This is a genomic window from Paenibacillus phyllosphaerae, from assembly GCF_014192105.1.
GTDB classification, from domain to species: domain Bacteria; phylum Bacillota; class Bacilli; order Paenibacillales; family Paenibacillaceae; genus Paenibacillus_Z; species Paenibacillus_Z phyllosphaerae.
Window position 1 is genome coordinate 1 of the sequence record NZ_JACHXK010000031.1, and the last position, 15558, is coordinate 15558.

Sequence of the window (15558 nt, forward strand, 5' to 3'; positions counted from 1 at the left end):
AAGAAGATCGCCTTCCACCTGGATAGGAAGGCGAAGGAGGCGTGAGCCTTCCTAAACCACCTCAAAAACAACTCGAGAAAGCAAAAGAGAAACCCAACGTTTGAAAAAACGTGGGGTTTCTCTACAATCTGAGCCCTCGGGAAGAGGGCTTTTTGTCTTGTGCCATAATATTATATGATAGGAAGATGGACTAGCTTGTTAGGAAAGGAATGTATTCGAAGCATGAATCTTACCGTTATTGCGGCAGAATTATTCGCTGCTGGCATTCTGCCGCCTGGCGAACTTGTCATATCCCCACTTGCAGGCGGTACGTCCAGTATGGTGTACCGGATGAAATGCGGCGATGCCGATCCGCTTGTGCTCAAACTGAACGAGCCGAGAACCATTGCCGCGGAAGCGGAGTATTTGGACCGTTACCGGCATTTGCCTCTTCTGCCGACCTTCCAATACGTGAATCCCGAGCACCGTTTCCTCGTCTATTCCTATATCGACGGCAATTCGAATTATGTCCCTGGGAGTAAGCTGGAACTGATGAATTCGCTTGCCCGCGATATTATCGCCAAATACGATCAGGTGCCGTGGACGGGAGGCAAATTCCCGACCTGGCACGACTATCTGATCGCGGAGATCGAAGATTCCAGACGGAGCTCGGGGACGCTGTTCACCGCCTCTGAGCATCGGATGATCTATACCATGGCGGAGAAAAAGGAACGGGTGACGGGGCCGTTTTGCAAGCTGCACGGCGATTTCGGGGTACATAATTTTATTTTTGACGAGGGGAAGCTGAAGGGCGTCATCGATCCGATCCCGCTCACGGGACAGCCTGTCTACGAGCTGGCCTTCGCCTTCGTCTCCTCGCCGGATGAACTGGAGCCCGACATTATCGCTAGCGTTGTGCGGCAGAAGGATTGGCCGTTCACGAAAGATCTTCATACCGTCTACGAGGATATTCTGATCGCGCTGTACAATCGGATCATACGTTGTACGCATCATCATCCAAAAGATTTAAGCGCTTATATGGAAGCGTGGAAAGATTGGAAGCTGTTCGTGAACTCGAAATCTTGACTCGGAAAGCGAGGAAGCAAGTATGCCGAGACTGTATGGCAATCGGATTATGCTGCGCGAATATCAGACCGAGGATTATGCCTGCATGCGCGAATGGGTGAATGAGCCGGAGATCGTGGACTGTCTCTCCGATGTATTCTTGTATCCGCAGACGGCCCACGACACGCGCAAATTTCTGGATGCCGTCATCGAGCGGGAGAACGAGGACCATCGCGGATTCGTCATTGCGGATCTGGAAACCAGTGTATACATGGGCCAAATCGATCTGTTCAGCTTCGATTGGAGGAGCCGTGTCGCGGAGATGGGAATGGTCATCGGCAATCCGGCGCTGCACGGACTCGGCTTCGGGAGTGAGGCCATCCGGCTGCTGCAGCAGTTTGCCTTCAACCAGCTGAATTTGAATCGGCTAGAATTGAAGGTTCATGCAGACAATGCCAAGGCGATCCGCTGCTACATCAATTGCGGATTCCAAGAAGAGGGCCGCCTGCGCGATCGACATTTTGCGAACGGGAAGTATAACGATTTGATCCTCATGTCGATTCTGAAACGGGAATATGACGCGCGAGAAGGAAGCTCGGTATGAGCAGGGCGATGCTGGAGGAAAGTACGGCGAACCCTAACTCGGTTGATGCAGCGCGCGGGAGCCAACCAACAGCGGGCTTAGGCGGTTGGCTCATCCTTGGCCAAATGATGCTGTGGTGGTCGCTGATCGGTTCCGTAATCACGATGGTCGACGGCATGGGAGTGTTAGCGGACTCCCTCATGACAGTGAAGAGTAGCCTTGTTGATAACGGCATTGCTTCTGCCTCGTCGGTCACGTCGTGGTTCATCTTCATGCTGGTAATATGGTGTGGCAATCTCGCAATTATTATCTTAAATGCTATAGCGCTGATGTTGCTTTATCGCCGCAAGCGATTGTTCATTCGCTTCGTTCGTATCTATTGGTGGATGGTCCTCTGTTTGTCGGTGATTGCATTCCTATATCCCATCGCGACCGATCATGTATCTTCTATGGCCCAGTTATATGTGAAATTGATTGAGAACCTTATCATCTGCTGCATCTGGCTCCTCTACTACAGCCGATCCTCTCGGGTCAAACATACGTTCATCAGATAGTGAAGGAGGCGCGCACATGAAAGAATACAGCCTCACACTCGAGCCTTCTTCAATCGACAAGCTGCCGGTTGAACGGGACATCCTGAATTCAGACATCTACTTTAATCAAGTGTCGAAAGATAAAGACGAATTATCCGACGAGGAGATTCGCAAGGAGCTAGAGGAAGCGGCCACGATCGGGGCCGAACGATACCTTATTAAAGACGGCGATTCGTATATCGGCGTATTGGATTTCCTCATGAACAATCCGAGGGACAACTGTACATGGCTTGGCCTCTTGCAAATCAAGAAAAGCGAGCAATCCAGGGGGCTCGGGCTCGCGGCATTCCGGCTGTTCTGCGAGATGATGCGCGAGCGCGGCGTTACGTCATTCCGACTGGGTGCCATCGTAGAGAATGAGCCTGCCCGCCGGTTCTGGGAGCAGCGGGGCTGCAAGCCGGTGAAGAATGCGACTTTGCCGGATGGCAAAGCGATCGTCGTCTATGAGAAAGATCTGAAGGAGGATTAAGCGTGGCTATCCGTATTGAAGTTGTACCTGCTGTAAGTCCGGAATTGCGCGAGATGATCGCTAAGCTCGATGAGGATTTGCTGGAACGTTACGAACCGGCAGATATTCACGGGCTGGATTTTACCGCTCCGAGCATCGGCGACATGATCTTCGTCGTCGCCTTCGAGGACGACATTGCCGTCGGCTGCGGCGCGATCCGGCCGCTCGACCATTCGTGCGTGGAGTTGAAGCGATTCTTCGTGGATAAAGCTCATCGGCGGCTGGGCATCGCCAAGCAGATGCTGGAGACGTTAGAGCGGGAGGCGGCGTCGCGCGGGTTCCGGTCGATCCGGTTGGAGACCGGTAAGCGTCAGCCGGAAGCGATCGCTTTTTACCAAAAGAACGGGTATGAGCAGATTGCTCCGTTCGGCCCTTATGTCGGAGAGAAGTATAGCGTTTGCTTCGAGAAGTGGATGGCCGTCCGTCCTGCTTAATGTTCGACTGCCGCTTAAGTAAGGAACACCTTCGCCCAAGCAGTCCTGCAAGGAATGCGACTCATGGGGCAAGCATCGGTACGCATATGCTTTATGAACATCACATCATTGTGAACGCTGTTCATGAAGCGGGGGGAAGCCTATGGAGCTATTCCTATTGTTGTGGATCGTGTCGATTATTGCGCTGTTCTGGGTATGGTCGGATGCTTCGGCCCGAAGAGGGGGCAATATCGGCTGCCTATGGGCGTTGGTTGTGTTCATTCTTGGTCCGATCGGTTTAATCGCTTACTTGATCGTCCGGAAGATGGATTAATGTGGAAAATAAATAAATCTATTCAAGGAGCTGGATCGTCTAAAGACAAAGACGTCTAAGATCGATGGCCGTTCATGGGGCAAGGAGCAAATACGATGGGGAAAATTCCGAAGCTGACGCGCAGGCAGTTTATGAAGGCATTGGCAGGTGCAGGCTTGTTCGCAGCACTGGGCGGTCCTGGCTATAGTTATGGCATCGAACGACATTGGATCGAGACCACCGAGCATCGCATCGCTATTTTCCCGGGCGAACAGTCTCATCCGTTCAAGGGCAGCCGAATTGTGCATATTACCGATATCCATTACGGGCATCATTGGCATCAGAAGCAGTTCGCGTCGCTGGCGAAACGAATCGAATCATTAAAGCCGGACATGATTTGTTTCACTGGCGACCTCATAGATTCGAAGCTGGGAGATATCGCGGAATGCGCTGCGCTGTTCAAGCAAATTGAAGCGCCGCTTGGCAAATATGCCGTACTCGGCAATCACGACAAGCGTTATTTGATCCCGGACATCCATGAGTTTTGGCTTCAAGCCGGCTTCGAACTGATCGTCAATGATCATCGGATCGTGCGAAAGGACGGGGCATCCCTGGTCGTGGCTGGAATTGACGATACGCTCTCCGGTTACCCGGATCTGAAGGGCGCATTACGAGGCATCGGCGAAGAGGAGACGGTTTTGCTGCTTGCGCATGAGCCGGATTTTGCGGATACGGCAGCCGAATTTCCGCAGGTAAAACTGCAGCTGTCTGGCCACAGCCATGGCGGCCAAATAAGGCTGCCGTTTGTTGGCGCTATTTTCACGCCGCATCAGGGGAGTAAATATGTAGCCGGTCTCTATACAATCGGGAACAGTGGACTTCACGTGTATACGAGCAGGGGGATCGGAACAACGGCACTGCCTATCCGCTTCTTATGCCGGCCGGAGCTGGCGGTCATTACGCTCGCTTAAGTTCGTGCTGCCGCAAATTGTACATACCGGCATTCGCAGGCAAGGGTTACCTGCCATTGCAGCTAGTTCATCGAGTAAACGCATGCTGAAGGAGTACTTATGCCCGTCATTCATAGTTCTATATTCGTCCAAGCCTCTGCCGAGGTATGCTTCGATGCGGCCTTAAGCATCGATATCCATATGGCTTCAACTTCGCGAACGCGTGAACGCGCCATAGCTGGGCGTACCAGCGGTTTGATCCAGCTTGGCGAATCGGTCACCTGGGAGGCTGTGCACTTCGGCGTTAAGCAGCGGCTTACTGCCGTCATAACTGAGCTGGAGCGTCCGCATCGCTTCGTCGACGAAATGGTGGACGGCGCGTTCAAGCGGTTCTGGCATGAGCATAGGTTCGTTCCCCAAGACGGCGGGACGCTCATGATCGATACGTTCGATTACACCGCGCCGCTCGGCTGGCTGGGCCAAGTTGCTGACGGGCTGTTCCTGACCCGATACATGGACAAGTTCCTGCGTGAGCGCAACGCGTACATTAAACAAGCGTGCGAACAATAAAAGAGTATGGAGTAGATGCAAGTTGCAACAAGAACGACAGCCGGCAGCCATTGAAGCGGATATGACCTTCCTCGAAGGCGTGAAGGCTTGCATCCCGACGCTGCTCGGCTATTTAAGCATTGGATTCGCCGCAGGCGTGGTCGAGCAGACGGCTGGACTGTCCGTGATGGAGATCGCGCTGCTCTCGGTGCTGGTCTACGCCGGCTCTGCGCAGTTCATCTTCGCGGGCATGGTAACGGCAAGCCATTCGGCCCTTGTGATTATCTTTACTGTTTTCTTCGTTAATCTTCGCCACCTTCTCCTCAGCGCGGCGTTATCTCCGTATTTCAGGCATTTGTCTCCGCTGAAAAATTTCCTGATCGGCCTGCTCGTCACGGACGAGACGTTCGGCGTCGCCTCAAGCGTAGGGCAACTGAAGCACCGGTTGTCCGAGCGATTCATGCACGGCTTGAATATTACGGCGTACGTGAACTGGATCTTGGCCAATATCGCAGGGGCGATCCTAGGCGAATATATATCCAGTCCAGAGGCTTATGGCCTCGATTTTGCGCTGGTCGCCATGTTCATCGGGCTGCTTATCCTGCAGATGGTTAGCCGCAAGAAGCTACGGACCGATATCGCGGTTGGCGTCAGTGCGATATTGCTCGTCGTATTCCTAGGCAGTCTCGGTGCCGGGAGTCTGTCTGTTATCGGAGCTGCCGTATTGGCGGCGGGATTGGGGGTGTGGCTGGAACGATGGAAATAAGTATGTCCGTCCTGCTTATCATTATCGGGGCTGCCCTCGTCACCGCGATCCCGCGCGTCGTGCCGCTCATGCTGCTCAGCAAGCTGCAGCTGCCGAATTGGTTCATGCGCTTCTTGTCCTATGTGCCGATCTCCATAATGGCGGCGCTTGTCGGGCAAGAACTGTTCGGCATGCATGGCGAAGCGTCTAATCCGCTCCTGGCGAATAAGGAGGAGCTGCTCGCTGCTGTCATTACGTTCGTTGCAGGCTGGCTCACACGAAGCCTGCTGCTGACCGTCATTGTCGGCATTGCAGCCATGGCGCTGGTGCGGGCGTTTCTGTAAGAAGTCCGAAATTTTATTCGTTTTTGCATAAAGTTATGGTTCACCATTCCTGGCGGGTCTGATAAAATAAACGGGCACCAGCGAGCTTTTTGCTTATTTTCACACATTATTGGGGGTTTACAGCTTGTCGTCCGTTCCGATTATTACATTCCTATCGCCGCCCTTGCCTTACTTCATCGAATCGAACCGCTGCTGCAACGCGCCGGGATGGGAGCATCCGAACCGACGCAATCTTGGCGTATTCGATCTGCTCTTCGTACATAGCGGGACATTACATGTGGGTGAAGAGGATCGTACTTGGGCGCTTAAGCCGGGGCAAATGCTCATTCTTCGTCCCGACCGCTGGCATTACCCCGTGCAGCCCTGTTCGGAAGCAACCGTATTCGACTGGGTTCATTTTCAGACCGCAGGCCAGTGGGAAGAGGTCGAAGATACGAACTTAGGCTCGCTGCGCGGCGATTATTACTCGTATGCGATCCGGCTGCCGAAGTCGATGACGCTTGCTTATCCCGAAGAAGCGATCTCGTTATTCAGTAAGCTTCACGATGCCGCGATGGGGACGTCGCATGCGGCTTTCTGGCAGCGCCAGCAGTGGTTCCTGCACATCCTGCAGCTGTTCGACGAAGGGTGGCGGACAGATGCGGCCAAAGCGCCGATCGCCGTTGCCGAAGAAGCGGCCGCTTACTTGAAGCTGAATTTCCGTGACACCGTAACGAATCAGAAACTGGGAGACGTCATGGGGCTTCATCCGAATTATATCGCCCGCTGCATGAGTGAGGTTTTCGATTGCACGCCGCAGCAATACTTGTTGTCTTATCGGCTCGACCAAGCGAAATTGATGCTGCTGAAGACGAACTGGCCGATTGCCCGGATCGCGGAGGAGACCGGCTTCAAACAAACACCGCATTTTTCCCGCTCATTCGCAGATCATGTCGGCGTGACGCCGCTCGCGTTCCGCAAGAAATATACCGGCAATGCGCTCCCGCGCGCCATCGGCCGAAGAAGCGGAGAAATCGAGTAAGCCGTCGGCCGAAGAAGAGTAGAAATCAATTAAGCCTATACAAATTTTGGGGAAGCCGCATGAGAAGGTTGAGGATCGAGAAATCGGGAGGAAAAGAGCGCTTTTCCCGGTGGAGCGGACCGATACGGATGAATATGCGGGTATCCTTCTCTTTTTAAGTATGAACGCGTGTTTACAACTTTCGGATATTCGCTTACGATGACTCGGTATAGGCGTGATTCGCACGCACCAAGATCGAAAGTGAAGGTTGGGATTGACGTGGAGAGAACAGAAAGAAACGTACTGGCAGGCCGCACCTATGAGGATACCTTCAAGCAAGCGACCCAGCAGCAGGGGGAGCAATCGGCCATCCGATTTCTTATTTCGCTGTACAAAGGGAATTTCCGCAATCTATTGATTTCCGTCTTATTCCTTATTATCAAAAGCTTGCCTGTGTACGCGTTGCCGATCGTCACGTCGAACATTATTAATATCGCGACGAATCCGGGCGAGCATGCCATCCGCAGCCTTTGGATCAACTTTGCCGTCATCGCCGTCATTATCGCGCAGAATATTCCGACGCATGCCTGGTATGTCTCCTACATGAGCCGCGCTAGCCGCCATGTGGAAGCGGGTCTGCGCAGTGCCCTTGTGCGCAAACTACAGCAGTTGTCCATTACTTATCACCGCGACCTCCAGTCCGGGCGTCTGCAATCGAAGGTCCTGCGTGACGTGGAAGCGGTCGAACAGCTGTCCAAGCAAGTCATGTTGTCCTTGCTCCCGGCGGTGTTCAATATTATTGTCGCGGTCGGCATAACCGTGTCGCACAGCTGGTCCGTCTCCATGTTCTTCATCCTGACCATTCCGATCTCCGTGGTGCTCGTCTCGATCTTCCGACGCAAAATCAGACGGACGAACAGCGAATTCCGGCAGGAAATCGAGCAAATGTCCTCGCGGATGTCCGAAATGGTCGAGATGATCCCCGTGACTCGCGCGCACGGCCTCGAGAAGGTGGAGATTCAGCGCATCGACGACACGTTACGCAATATTCAAGGCAAAGGACGTAAGCTGGATTTGCTCGAAGCTTATTTTGGCGCTTCGAACTGGGTCACGTTCCAAATCTTCCAGGTGCTCTGCTTGTTCTTCACGGCCATATTGGCATACAGAGGCCAGATTCCGGTCGGCGACATTGTCATGTATCAGGGCTTCTTCAATATGATTCTTGCCTCTATCACCGGACTTATGACGATTTATCCGAATATTGCCAAAGGGTTCGAGTCGATCCGATCGATCTCGGAAATTCTGAAGTCGCAGGAGATCGAGCGGAATCAAGGTAAGCTGAAGCTGACGTCGCTTCGCGGGGAATTCTCGTTCCAGCAGGTGCAACTGATCTATCCCGGCAGCGAGCATCATGTGTTGGAAGAAGTGAATCTTGAGGTTCAGCCCGGTGAATGCATCGCTTTCGTCGGTGCGTCAGGAGCGGGCAAATCGACGATCTTGAACTTGGTCATCGGTTTTTTGCAGCCAACGGGCGGCAAAATCATGGTGGATGGCGTTGACCTGGATACGATCGATCTGCGAACCTACCGTAAATTTCTGGCCGTTGTGCCGCAGACGAATATTTTGTTCTCGGGCTCGATCCGGGATAATATCTGTTATGGCTTGAAGGATATTCCCGAGGAGCGGATAGAGGAAGCGATCCGTATGGCCAACCTGGAGGAGCTGGTTGCCCGGCTGCCGAAAGGACTCGATACGATGGTCGGCGAACATGGAGGCAAACTGTCCGGCGGACAGCGCCAGCGGATTGCCATTGCGCGAGCGCTGATTCGCGATCCGAGGGTCATTATTCTAGACGAAGCGACTTCGGCATTGGATAACGCTTCCGAGTTCCATGTCCAGAAGGCGATGCAGGAGCTCATTAAAGGACGAACAACCTTTATCGTCGCGCACCGCTTATCGACGATTCGCGATGCGGACCGGATCGTGGTGATGAAGAACGGGCGAGTGGCCGAGGTCGGCACCTTCGACGAGCTGATTGCGCGCAAAGGGGAGTTTTACAACTTGAAGCAGCTGCAAATCTAATCGCAAGAAGGCCAGCTTCCTATCCGTTCATGCGGAAGGAGGCTGGCCTTTTTAATACGCGTATTACGTTCGTAGCGGTCTAGAAGTTGAAGTTGTCCGGGTCTGGTCCGAAGCGGCGGCCGGCATCGAGCGCCGTAATCCGCGCCATATCCTCTGCGGAAAGTTCGAAATCGAAAATTTCCGTGTTCTCGCGTATCCGCGAAGGCGTCGTCGATTTCGGAATCGTCACCACTTCATTCTGGAGATCCCAGCGCAGAACGATCTGCGCCGCCGACTTGCCATAACGCGCAGCGATCTCCGCGAGCACCGGTTGGTCGAGGTTACCCTGCATCAGCGGGCTCCAGGCTTCTAGCTGGATGTTGTTCTCGCGGCAGTACTGACGAAGCGGCTGCTGAGCCAGGAGCGGGTGGTATTCCACTTGGTTAACCATTGGAATGACCTTCGCGTCCGCCTTCAGATCCTCGAGATGATGTGTCTGGAAATTGCACACGCCGATAGCGCGGGCAAGCCCGTCGGCATAGATCTTCTCAATCGCGCGCCATGTATCCTTGTACTTGCCTTTCGTCGGCCAGTGAATCAGATACAGGTCCAAGTATTCCAGTCCGAGCAGCTTGCGGCTTTGCTCGAACGCGGCAAGCGTCGAGTCGTAGCCTTGATCGGCGTTCCATACTTTGGTTGTAACGAACAGCTCTTCGCGAGCGATTCCGCTCTCTTGGATCGCTTGCCCGACGCCGGCTTCATTGCGGTAAGCGGCAGCGGTATCGATGCTCCGGTAACCGGTCTCGATCGCCGAGCGCACGGCATCAACGACGCTTGCGCCTTCGCTGATTTGCCATACGCCGAAGCCGAGCCACGGCATTTTGACGCCATTATGCAGAACGGTGCTGTCAGTGAATGCTTTTGTCATCGTTGATCACTCCTTCGAATGGTTATGTCAGGTTAGAGGGACAGTTCGTAAATCGCCTTGACATCGTCTTTGTTCAGACGCTTGAAAGAACCGATCGGGCCGAAGCGGACAGCTTCCTCCGCCATCCGGTCGAACTGGTCGCGGCCGATATTGTAGTGGGACAAGGTAGCAGGGGCGCCGATGCGCGTGAAGAACGCGCGGGTTGCTTCAATACCAGCCAGTGCGAGTTCTTCGTCCGATTTGCCAGTTGGGTCGATCCCCCAGACGCGGACAGCGAATTGGGCAAAACGGTCCGGACGCGCATCATAGACGTATTTCATCCAGCTCGGGAAGACGATGGACAAGCCTGCGCCATGCGGAATGTCGTAGATTGCGCTGATCTCGTGTTCGATGCCGTGCGAAGCCCAGTCATTGGCCATGCCGACCGAGATCAGGCCGCCGTTAAGCGCAAGCGTACCGCACCACATCATATTGGCGCGCGCGGCATAATTCTCAGGGTTCTCCAGGACGGCCTCGGCGTTCTCGATCATCGTCTGAAGGATCGATTCGCACAGACGTTCTTGCAGCGGCGTGTCTTGCGTCAAGCTGAAGTATTGTTCGAACACGTGCGACATGATGTCGACAATGCCGTTGACGGTCTGGTCGCGAGGAACCGTATATGTAAGGGTAGGATCCAGAATCGAGAATTTAGGGTAGACAAGCGGGCTGCCGAAGCCGCGTTTTTGATTCGTTTCCCAATTGGTGATAACGGAGCTTCCGTTCATCTCCGAGCCTGTTGCCGACAGCGTCAGCACGGTTCCGATCGGAAGCGCGTCTTGCACGGCTGCTTTGCGGTCGAGGAAATCCCACACATCGCCGTCATATTTGGCGCCGGCTGCAATCGCTTTGGAAGCGTCGATGACGCTGCCGCCGCCGACCGCGAGGATAAAGTCCACCTGATGGTTGCGGCACAGCTCGATCCCTTTGTTAACCGAAGTCAGACGCGGGTTTGGCTCAATGCCCGACAGTTCTACCACATTGGCGCCGATCGAGGACAACTGCTCGAGTACGCGGTCATACAGACCGCTTTTCTTAATGCTGCCTCCGCCGTATACGAGGAGAACGTTTTTGCCGAATTTGCCGACCTGCTCGCCAAGCTTGCTAAGCGTGCCTTCGCCGAATAAGATGGCAGTCGGATTGTGGAATGAAAAGGAATTCATGAGTCTGGCCTCCTATTAGTTGCTTCAAAAGTTCATGTTATGAAGCGGAATCGTATTTGCGGTACGTCCACCATTTTAGACATTGACATAAGCAGAAGTCAAGGCGAACGCGCGTTTATACCTATGGTTTTGTACGGAGCTATGTCTTGAATGATTAACTTCCAAGTTATATAATGAGCGAAAATGGACAAAGAACGGTTGCGTGTATAATGAAAATCGAAGTCAGTACAGCCAACATGAAGTTCCTGGAGTGCATCTCCTCGCCTACGCGGGTACGGATCATTGAACTCCTCCGCGGCGAATCGCAAAACATTACAAGTTTGTCCCAAATTCTAGGCATTCAACCGCCGATCGTGACCCGTCATATCCAGATGCTAGAGGAGGCGGGCATCGTAAGGTCGGAGCTCGTTCCAGGCAAGCGGGGGATGCAAAAGCGCTGCACGCTGCTTCTGGAGGAAGCGACGTTGTCCTTCAAGTCGGAACAGTCCGGCCCGATTCCCGGCTGCCATCGCACTCGGGTGCCGCTGGGGCAGTACAGCAATTTTGCCGTATCGCCACCGTGCGGCCTCGTCTCCGTGGACAAACGGATCGGCATGTGCGACGACCCGCGTTATTTTGATGACCCGGAGCGCATGAATGCGCGCATGCTCTGGTTCGCCCGAGGTTTCGTAGAGTACCGGATACCGAACTATTTGGTTCGGGGCGAACGGCCGACCATGCTTGAAGTGACGATGGAAATATGCTCGGAGGCGCCATGTTCGCATGCGGAGCAGCCCTCGGATATTACGTTCATGGTCAATGGCATGGCGCTTGGCACCTGGACATGTCCCGGTGACTATGCGCATCCGAGGGGCAAGTATACGCCGCACTGGTGGACCAAGACCCAGTACGGGCTGCTGAAGACAATTCGCGTGGACAAGACGGGGACGTATATTGACGGAGTGAGGGCATCCTCCATAACATTAGCTGATCTCGCGATTCGCCCGGGGTCGGAGCTGCTGCTTCGAATAACGAGCCTGGACGATGCGCGGCACAGCGGAGGCGTGTCGTTGTTCGGCAGCGGCTTCGGCAATTACGATCAGGATATCGAGGCGGCGCTATGGTATGAGAACGAATAATGGACCATATAGTTGGAAGAGGGCTGGCGATTTCGCATCAGCCCTCTTGATTATATCATTACGCAGAAGGAAATTAATGGGTCAAGGTCGAAGTAGTTGTTAGATTCGTTCGTACACGAGAAGGCAAATGAAGCGAGGGATAGCGATGAGAGCCTTAATTATGAAGTCGAAGCGGCTGGAATTGCGAAGGACGCAGGACGAAGATTTGAGCATCGTCATTGCTATGGAGCAGGATCCCGACAACTCCCCTTACATCGAGGCGTGGCCTTTCGAACAGCACCGTCAGACGCTCGACAACGAGGATTATTTGCATCTCGTCATGGAGAGCCGCAATAAAGGCGTCATAGGTTTTGTAATCGCATGCGGGCTTGCCGATCCATCGAAGAATATTGAGCTCAAACGCATCGTCGTTGCCGAGAAGGGCAAGGGCTACGGCAAGGAAGCGCTGAAGAGCATGATGGCCTTCGTATTCCAGGAGCTTAAGGGCAACCGATTATGGCTAGATGTGTACGAACATAATGAACGGGCCCGCTCTCTGTATGACAGTCTCGGGTTTCAAGCGCAACCGGGTCGTCTTCGCGCAACGGATATCCAGCAGCCGAGCGACGCAACGCGTACGTTAATGGCGATACTCGACAATGAGTATTTCGCTCACAGACAAGCTAGAGGAAATATCAATCGAATGTAACGTAATGCGAGCCTGGTTGTCTTCATGTGAAGAAGAGATACCAGGCTCTTTCATTTTTATGTCATATTTTGACGAAATAGATCTGTTGCTTATGGTAGTTTCGTGACAGATCTACAACAAGCCTCGACAAGCCCCATTCTTTGAAATTGATTCACCGGATCACAATCCGGTTAAAAGAATAAGTATGCTCAACGGACGAGGACCAAAGTGCAAAAAATGCCGCAAATCCCCGTCCTTACGGGGATTTTTTTGATTGTGTCCGAATTGTGATGTTGGCATGAATGATAGGGGGAAGCACGTATATATGAAATAAGAACGAATCGTAATAATTGGGCGGGAAAACAGTCCAAATTTTCAGAAAATAAAGTGCCAATCATGCACCAAGCGTGTATAATGGAAGAAATCCCATAATTACGTGAGATAAATTTACATAATGTTCACAAATAATTGTCATGTTAGGGGGTGCACCCACTATGGTAAATGCCGCATCCATCGGCTTGTCCACTCGGGATTTGTATTTATTCAACAATGGCAGTCTATTTCACAGTTATCGTACTTTCGGTGCACACCCGATTCGGCTGTCGGATGAAACCGGCGTCCGATTCACGGTTTGGGCTCCGAATGCGAAGAGCGTACGTATCGTCGGAAGCTTCAATCAATGGAACGGCGCGCGCCACGCGATGGAGAAAGTCGAGAACACGGGCGTATGGAGTTTATTCGTTCCGGATATTGGCGTCGGCGAGCTATACAAATACGAGATTCAGACCGCAACGGGCGGAAGGGTGCTCAAGTCCGACCCCTACGCGTTCCAGTCGGAACGAAGACCGCTTACGGCATCGATCGTCTCGGAACTGTCGGGCTTCAAGTGGCAAGATGACGAATGGATGGCCCGCAAGCAAGTCGCCAGCCCTTATCACGAGCCGATGCTGATCTATGAAGTGCATTTGGGATCGTGGCGGATTAAAGGCAAAGAGGATTTTCTGACCTACGAGGAAATGGCCGATGAGCTGATCGATTATGCCGTCGGCATGGGATATACCCATATTGAACTGCTTCCGGTTACCGAACACCCGCTCGACCAGTCCTGGGGCTATCAGGTGACCGGTTACTATTCCGCGACGAGCCGCTATGGCACGCCCGAGCAACTGATGGTCTTCGTCAACCAGTGCCATAAGAGGGGGATCGGCGTTATCCTCGACTGGGTGCCGGGGCACTTTTGCAAAGATGAACACGGGCTGCGGTTATTCGACGGTTCTCCGATCTATGAAGGACTCGATTGGCGCAGGGCTGAGAAGCCGCTCTGGGGAACGCTTGCGTTCGACTTCGGCCGTACCGAAGTGCAGAGCTTCCTGATCTCCAATGCGATCTTCTGGATGGATGTCTATCATATCGATGGTTTGCGGGTCGATGCTGTCGCCAGCATGATCAACTTGCATTTCGACAAACCGCCGGAACTGCAGACCTTCAACGAGCATGGGGGGACGGAGGATACGGATGCGCTCGAGTTTCTCAAGAAGCTGAACGAGACCGTGTTCCACTACTACCCAGACGCACTTATGATTGCCGAGGATTCCTCCGCATGGCCGGCCGTTACCGCTCCCACCTACATGGGCGGACTCGGCTTCAACTTCAAATGGAATATGGGCTGGATGAATGACATGCTCCGCTATATGGCACTCGAGCCGGGCGATCGCAGGCATCATCATCAACTCATTACCTTCTCGCTTATGTACGCCTTCTCCGAAAATTACGTATTGCCGCTCTCGCATGATGAGGTCGTTCATGGCAAACGATCGCTGCTTAACAAAATGTCCGGATCCTACGAGCAGAAATTCGCTCAACTGCGGCTGTTCTTCGGCTATTGGATGACCCACCCCGGCAAGAAGCTGCTGTTCATGGGCGGCGAATGGGGGCAGTTCGACGAATGGAAGGATGCGGAGTCGCTCGACTGGATGCTGCTCGACTACGATCTGCATCACCGGATGAATCATTACGTGCGCCAGTTGAACGCCGTTTACGCCCAGGAGGCGGCGCTATGGGAACGGGATTGCGACCCCGCGGGATTCGAATGGATCGATGTCCATAATGCCGCGCAGAGCATTATCGTATTCCTGCGGCGCGGCCTTACGCCGGACAAATTCGTCGTGGTGGTCTGCAACTTCTCCATGAACCATTACCAGAACCACCGGGTTGGCGTTCCGGACCCCGGTATTTACCGGCTAGCGCTGAGCAGCAACGAGCAAGCTTACGGCGGCAGTGACCAGGATAGTCCGGTGCCGTTGCGCGTCGAAGCGGATGAACGCCCGTGGCATGGACGTCCCTATAGCGCGGTTATCGATGTTCCGCCGCTCTCGTTCCAGATGCTGTCCTATGAAGGTGTTGTGCCCGTCCGGCTTTCCGGACGTTCTCATAAGCAAGTCCAAACCATATAACGCGGCAGAGCACCGGTCGGCAAGCGAGAAGGGATGGCTGCAGCAACCAACAGCCGCAAGGTTCGCGCGTGACGGATAGGCGTATCAAGC

General features: G+C 53.6%; 17 protein-coding genes. 15 read left to right on the forward strand and 2 right to left on the reverse strand.

The window, feature by feature from the left end; translation table 11 throughout:
- Positions 1 to 222 precede the first annotated feature (222 nt).
- The 12 genes from FHS18_RS31740 (at position 223) to FHS18_RS31795 (ending at position 9124) form a co-directional block, all read left to right on the forward strand.
- Positions 223 to 1065, forward strand: a complete 843-nt coding sequence (locus FHS18_RS31740; RefSeq protein ID WP_183604418.1) for an aminoglycoside phosphotransferase family protein — start codon at positions 223 to 225, stop codon at positions 1063 to 1065.
- A 22-nt stretch (positions 1066 to 1087) separates the two neighbouring features.
- Complete coding sequence (locus FHS18_RS31745) at positions 1088 to 1648, forward strand: GNAT family N-acetyltransferase (protein WP_183604419.1); 561 nt, start codon at positions 1088 to 1090, stop codon at positions 1646 to 1648.
- A complete protein-coding gene (locus tag FHS18_RS31750) occupies positions 1645 to 2181 on the forward strand; it encodes a DUF2569 family protein (protein WP_183604420.1) in 537 nt (178 codons plus the stop codon). The genes FHS18_RS31745 and FHS18_RS31750 overlap by 4 nt, the downstream gene beginning before the upstream one ends.
- A 16-nt stretch (positions 2182 to 2197) precedes the next feature.
- A complete protein-coding gene (locus tag FHS18_RS31755) occupies positions 2198 to 2689 on the forward strand; it encodes a GNAT family N-acetyltransferase (RefSeq protein ID WP_183604421.1) in 492 nt (163 codons plus the stop codon).
- Positions 2690 to 2691: 2 nt separating this feature from the next.
- Entirely contained in the window at positions 2692 to 3162 is a 471-nt protein-coding gene (locus FHS18_RS31760; protein ID WP_343060768.1) for a GNAT family N-acetyltransferase, read from the forward strand.
- Positions 3163 to 3304: 142 nt separating this feature from the next.
- Positions 3305 to 3475, forward strand: coding sequence for a hypothetical protein (locus tag FHS18_RS31765; protein ID WP_183604422.1), 171 nt, complete (start codon positions 3305 to 3307; stop codon positions 3473 to 3475).
- 95 nt (positions 3476 to 3570) lie between these two features.
- Positions 3571 to 4425, forward strand: coding sequence for a metallophosphoesterase (locus FHS18_RS31770; protein ID WP_183604423.1), 855 nt, complete (start codon positions 3571 to 3573; stop codon positions 4423 to 4425).
- Between the two features lie 99 nt (positions 4426 to 4524).
- The gene (locus FHS18_RS31775) at positions 4525 to 4974 is read left to right on the forward strand and encodes an SRPBCC family protein (protein ID WP_183604424.1); all 450 of its coding nucleotides are present in this window, start codon (positions 4525 to 4527) and stop codon (positions 4972 to 4974) included.
- A gap of 61 nt (positions 4975 to 5035) precedes the next feature.
- Complete coding sequence (locus tag FHS18_RS31780) at positions 5036 to 5719, forward strand: AzlC family ABC transporter permease (protein WP_183604470.1); 684 nt, start codon at positions 5036 to 5038, stop codon at positions 5717 to 5719.
- Positions 5710 to 6042, forward strand: a complete 333-nt coding sequence (locus tag FHS18_RS31785; RefSeq protein WP_183604425.1) for an AzlD domain-containing protein — start codon at positions 5710 to 5712, stop codon at positions 6040 to 6042. The genes FHS18_RS31780 and FHS18_RS31785 overlap by 10 nt, the downstream gene beginning before the upstream one ends.
- A gap of 124 nt (positions 6043 to 6166) precedes the next feature.
- A complete protein-coding gene (locus FHS18_RS31790; RefSeq protein ID WP_183604426.1) occupies positions 6167 to 7063 on the forward strand; it encodes a helix-turn-helix transcriptional regulator in 897 nt (298 codons plus the stop codon).
- A 258-nt stretch (positions 7064 to 7321) separates the two neighbouring features.
- Complete coding sequence (locus FHS18_RS31795; protein ID WP_343060769.1) at positions 7322 to 9124, forward strand: ABC transporter ATP-binding protein; 1803 nt, start codon at positions 7322 to 7324, stop codon at positions 9122 to 9124.
- 79 nt (positions 9125 to 9203) lie between these two features.
- Here FHS18_RS31795 and FHS18_RS31800 read toward each other — a convergent pair whose 3' ends face one another.
- On the reverse strand, positions 9204 to 10031 hold the full coding sequence (locus FHS18_RS31800) for an aldo/keto reductase (RefSeq protein ID WP_183604428.1): 828 nt from the start codon (positions 10029 to 10031) through the stop codon (positions 9204 to 9206).
- Positions 10032 to 10063: 32 nt separating this feature from the next.
- Positions 10064 to 11230, reverse strand: coding sequence for an iron-containing alcohol dehydrogenase (locus FHS18_RS31805; RefSeq protein WP_183604429.1), 1167 nt, complete (start codon positions 11228 to 11230; stop codon positions 10064 to 10066).
- 209 nt (positions 11231 to 11439) lie between these two features.
- On the opposite strand from FHS18_RS31805, the gene FHS18_RS31810 reads away from it, so the two are divergent.
- The 3 genes from FHS18_RS31810 (at position 11440) to glgB (ending at position 15468) form a co-directional block, all read left to right on the forward strand.
- On the forward strand, positions 11440 to 12348 hold the full coding sequence (locus FHS18_RS31810; protein ID WP_183604430.1) for an ArsR/SmtB family transcription factor: 909 nt from the start codon (positions 11440 to 11442) through the stop codon (positions 12346 to 12348).
- A 145-nt stretch (positions 12349 to 12493) separates the two neighbouring features.
- Entirely contained in the window at positions 12494 to 13036 is a 543-nt protein-coding gene (locus FHS18_RS31815; RefSeq protein WP_183604431.1) for a GNAT family N-acetyltransferase, read from the forward strand.
- 473 nt (positions 13037 to 13509) lie between these two features.
- On the forward strand, positions 13510 to 15468 hold the full coding sequence (glgB, locus tag FHS18_RS31820; protein ID WP_183604432.1) for a 1,4-alpha-glucan branching protein GlgB: 1959 nt from the start codon (positions 13510 to 13512) through the stop codon (positions 15466 to 15468).
- Positions 15469 to 15558 lie beyond the last annotated feature (90 nt).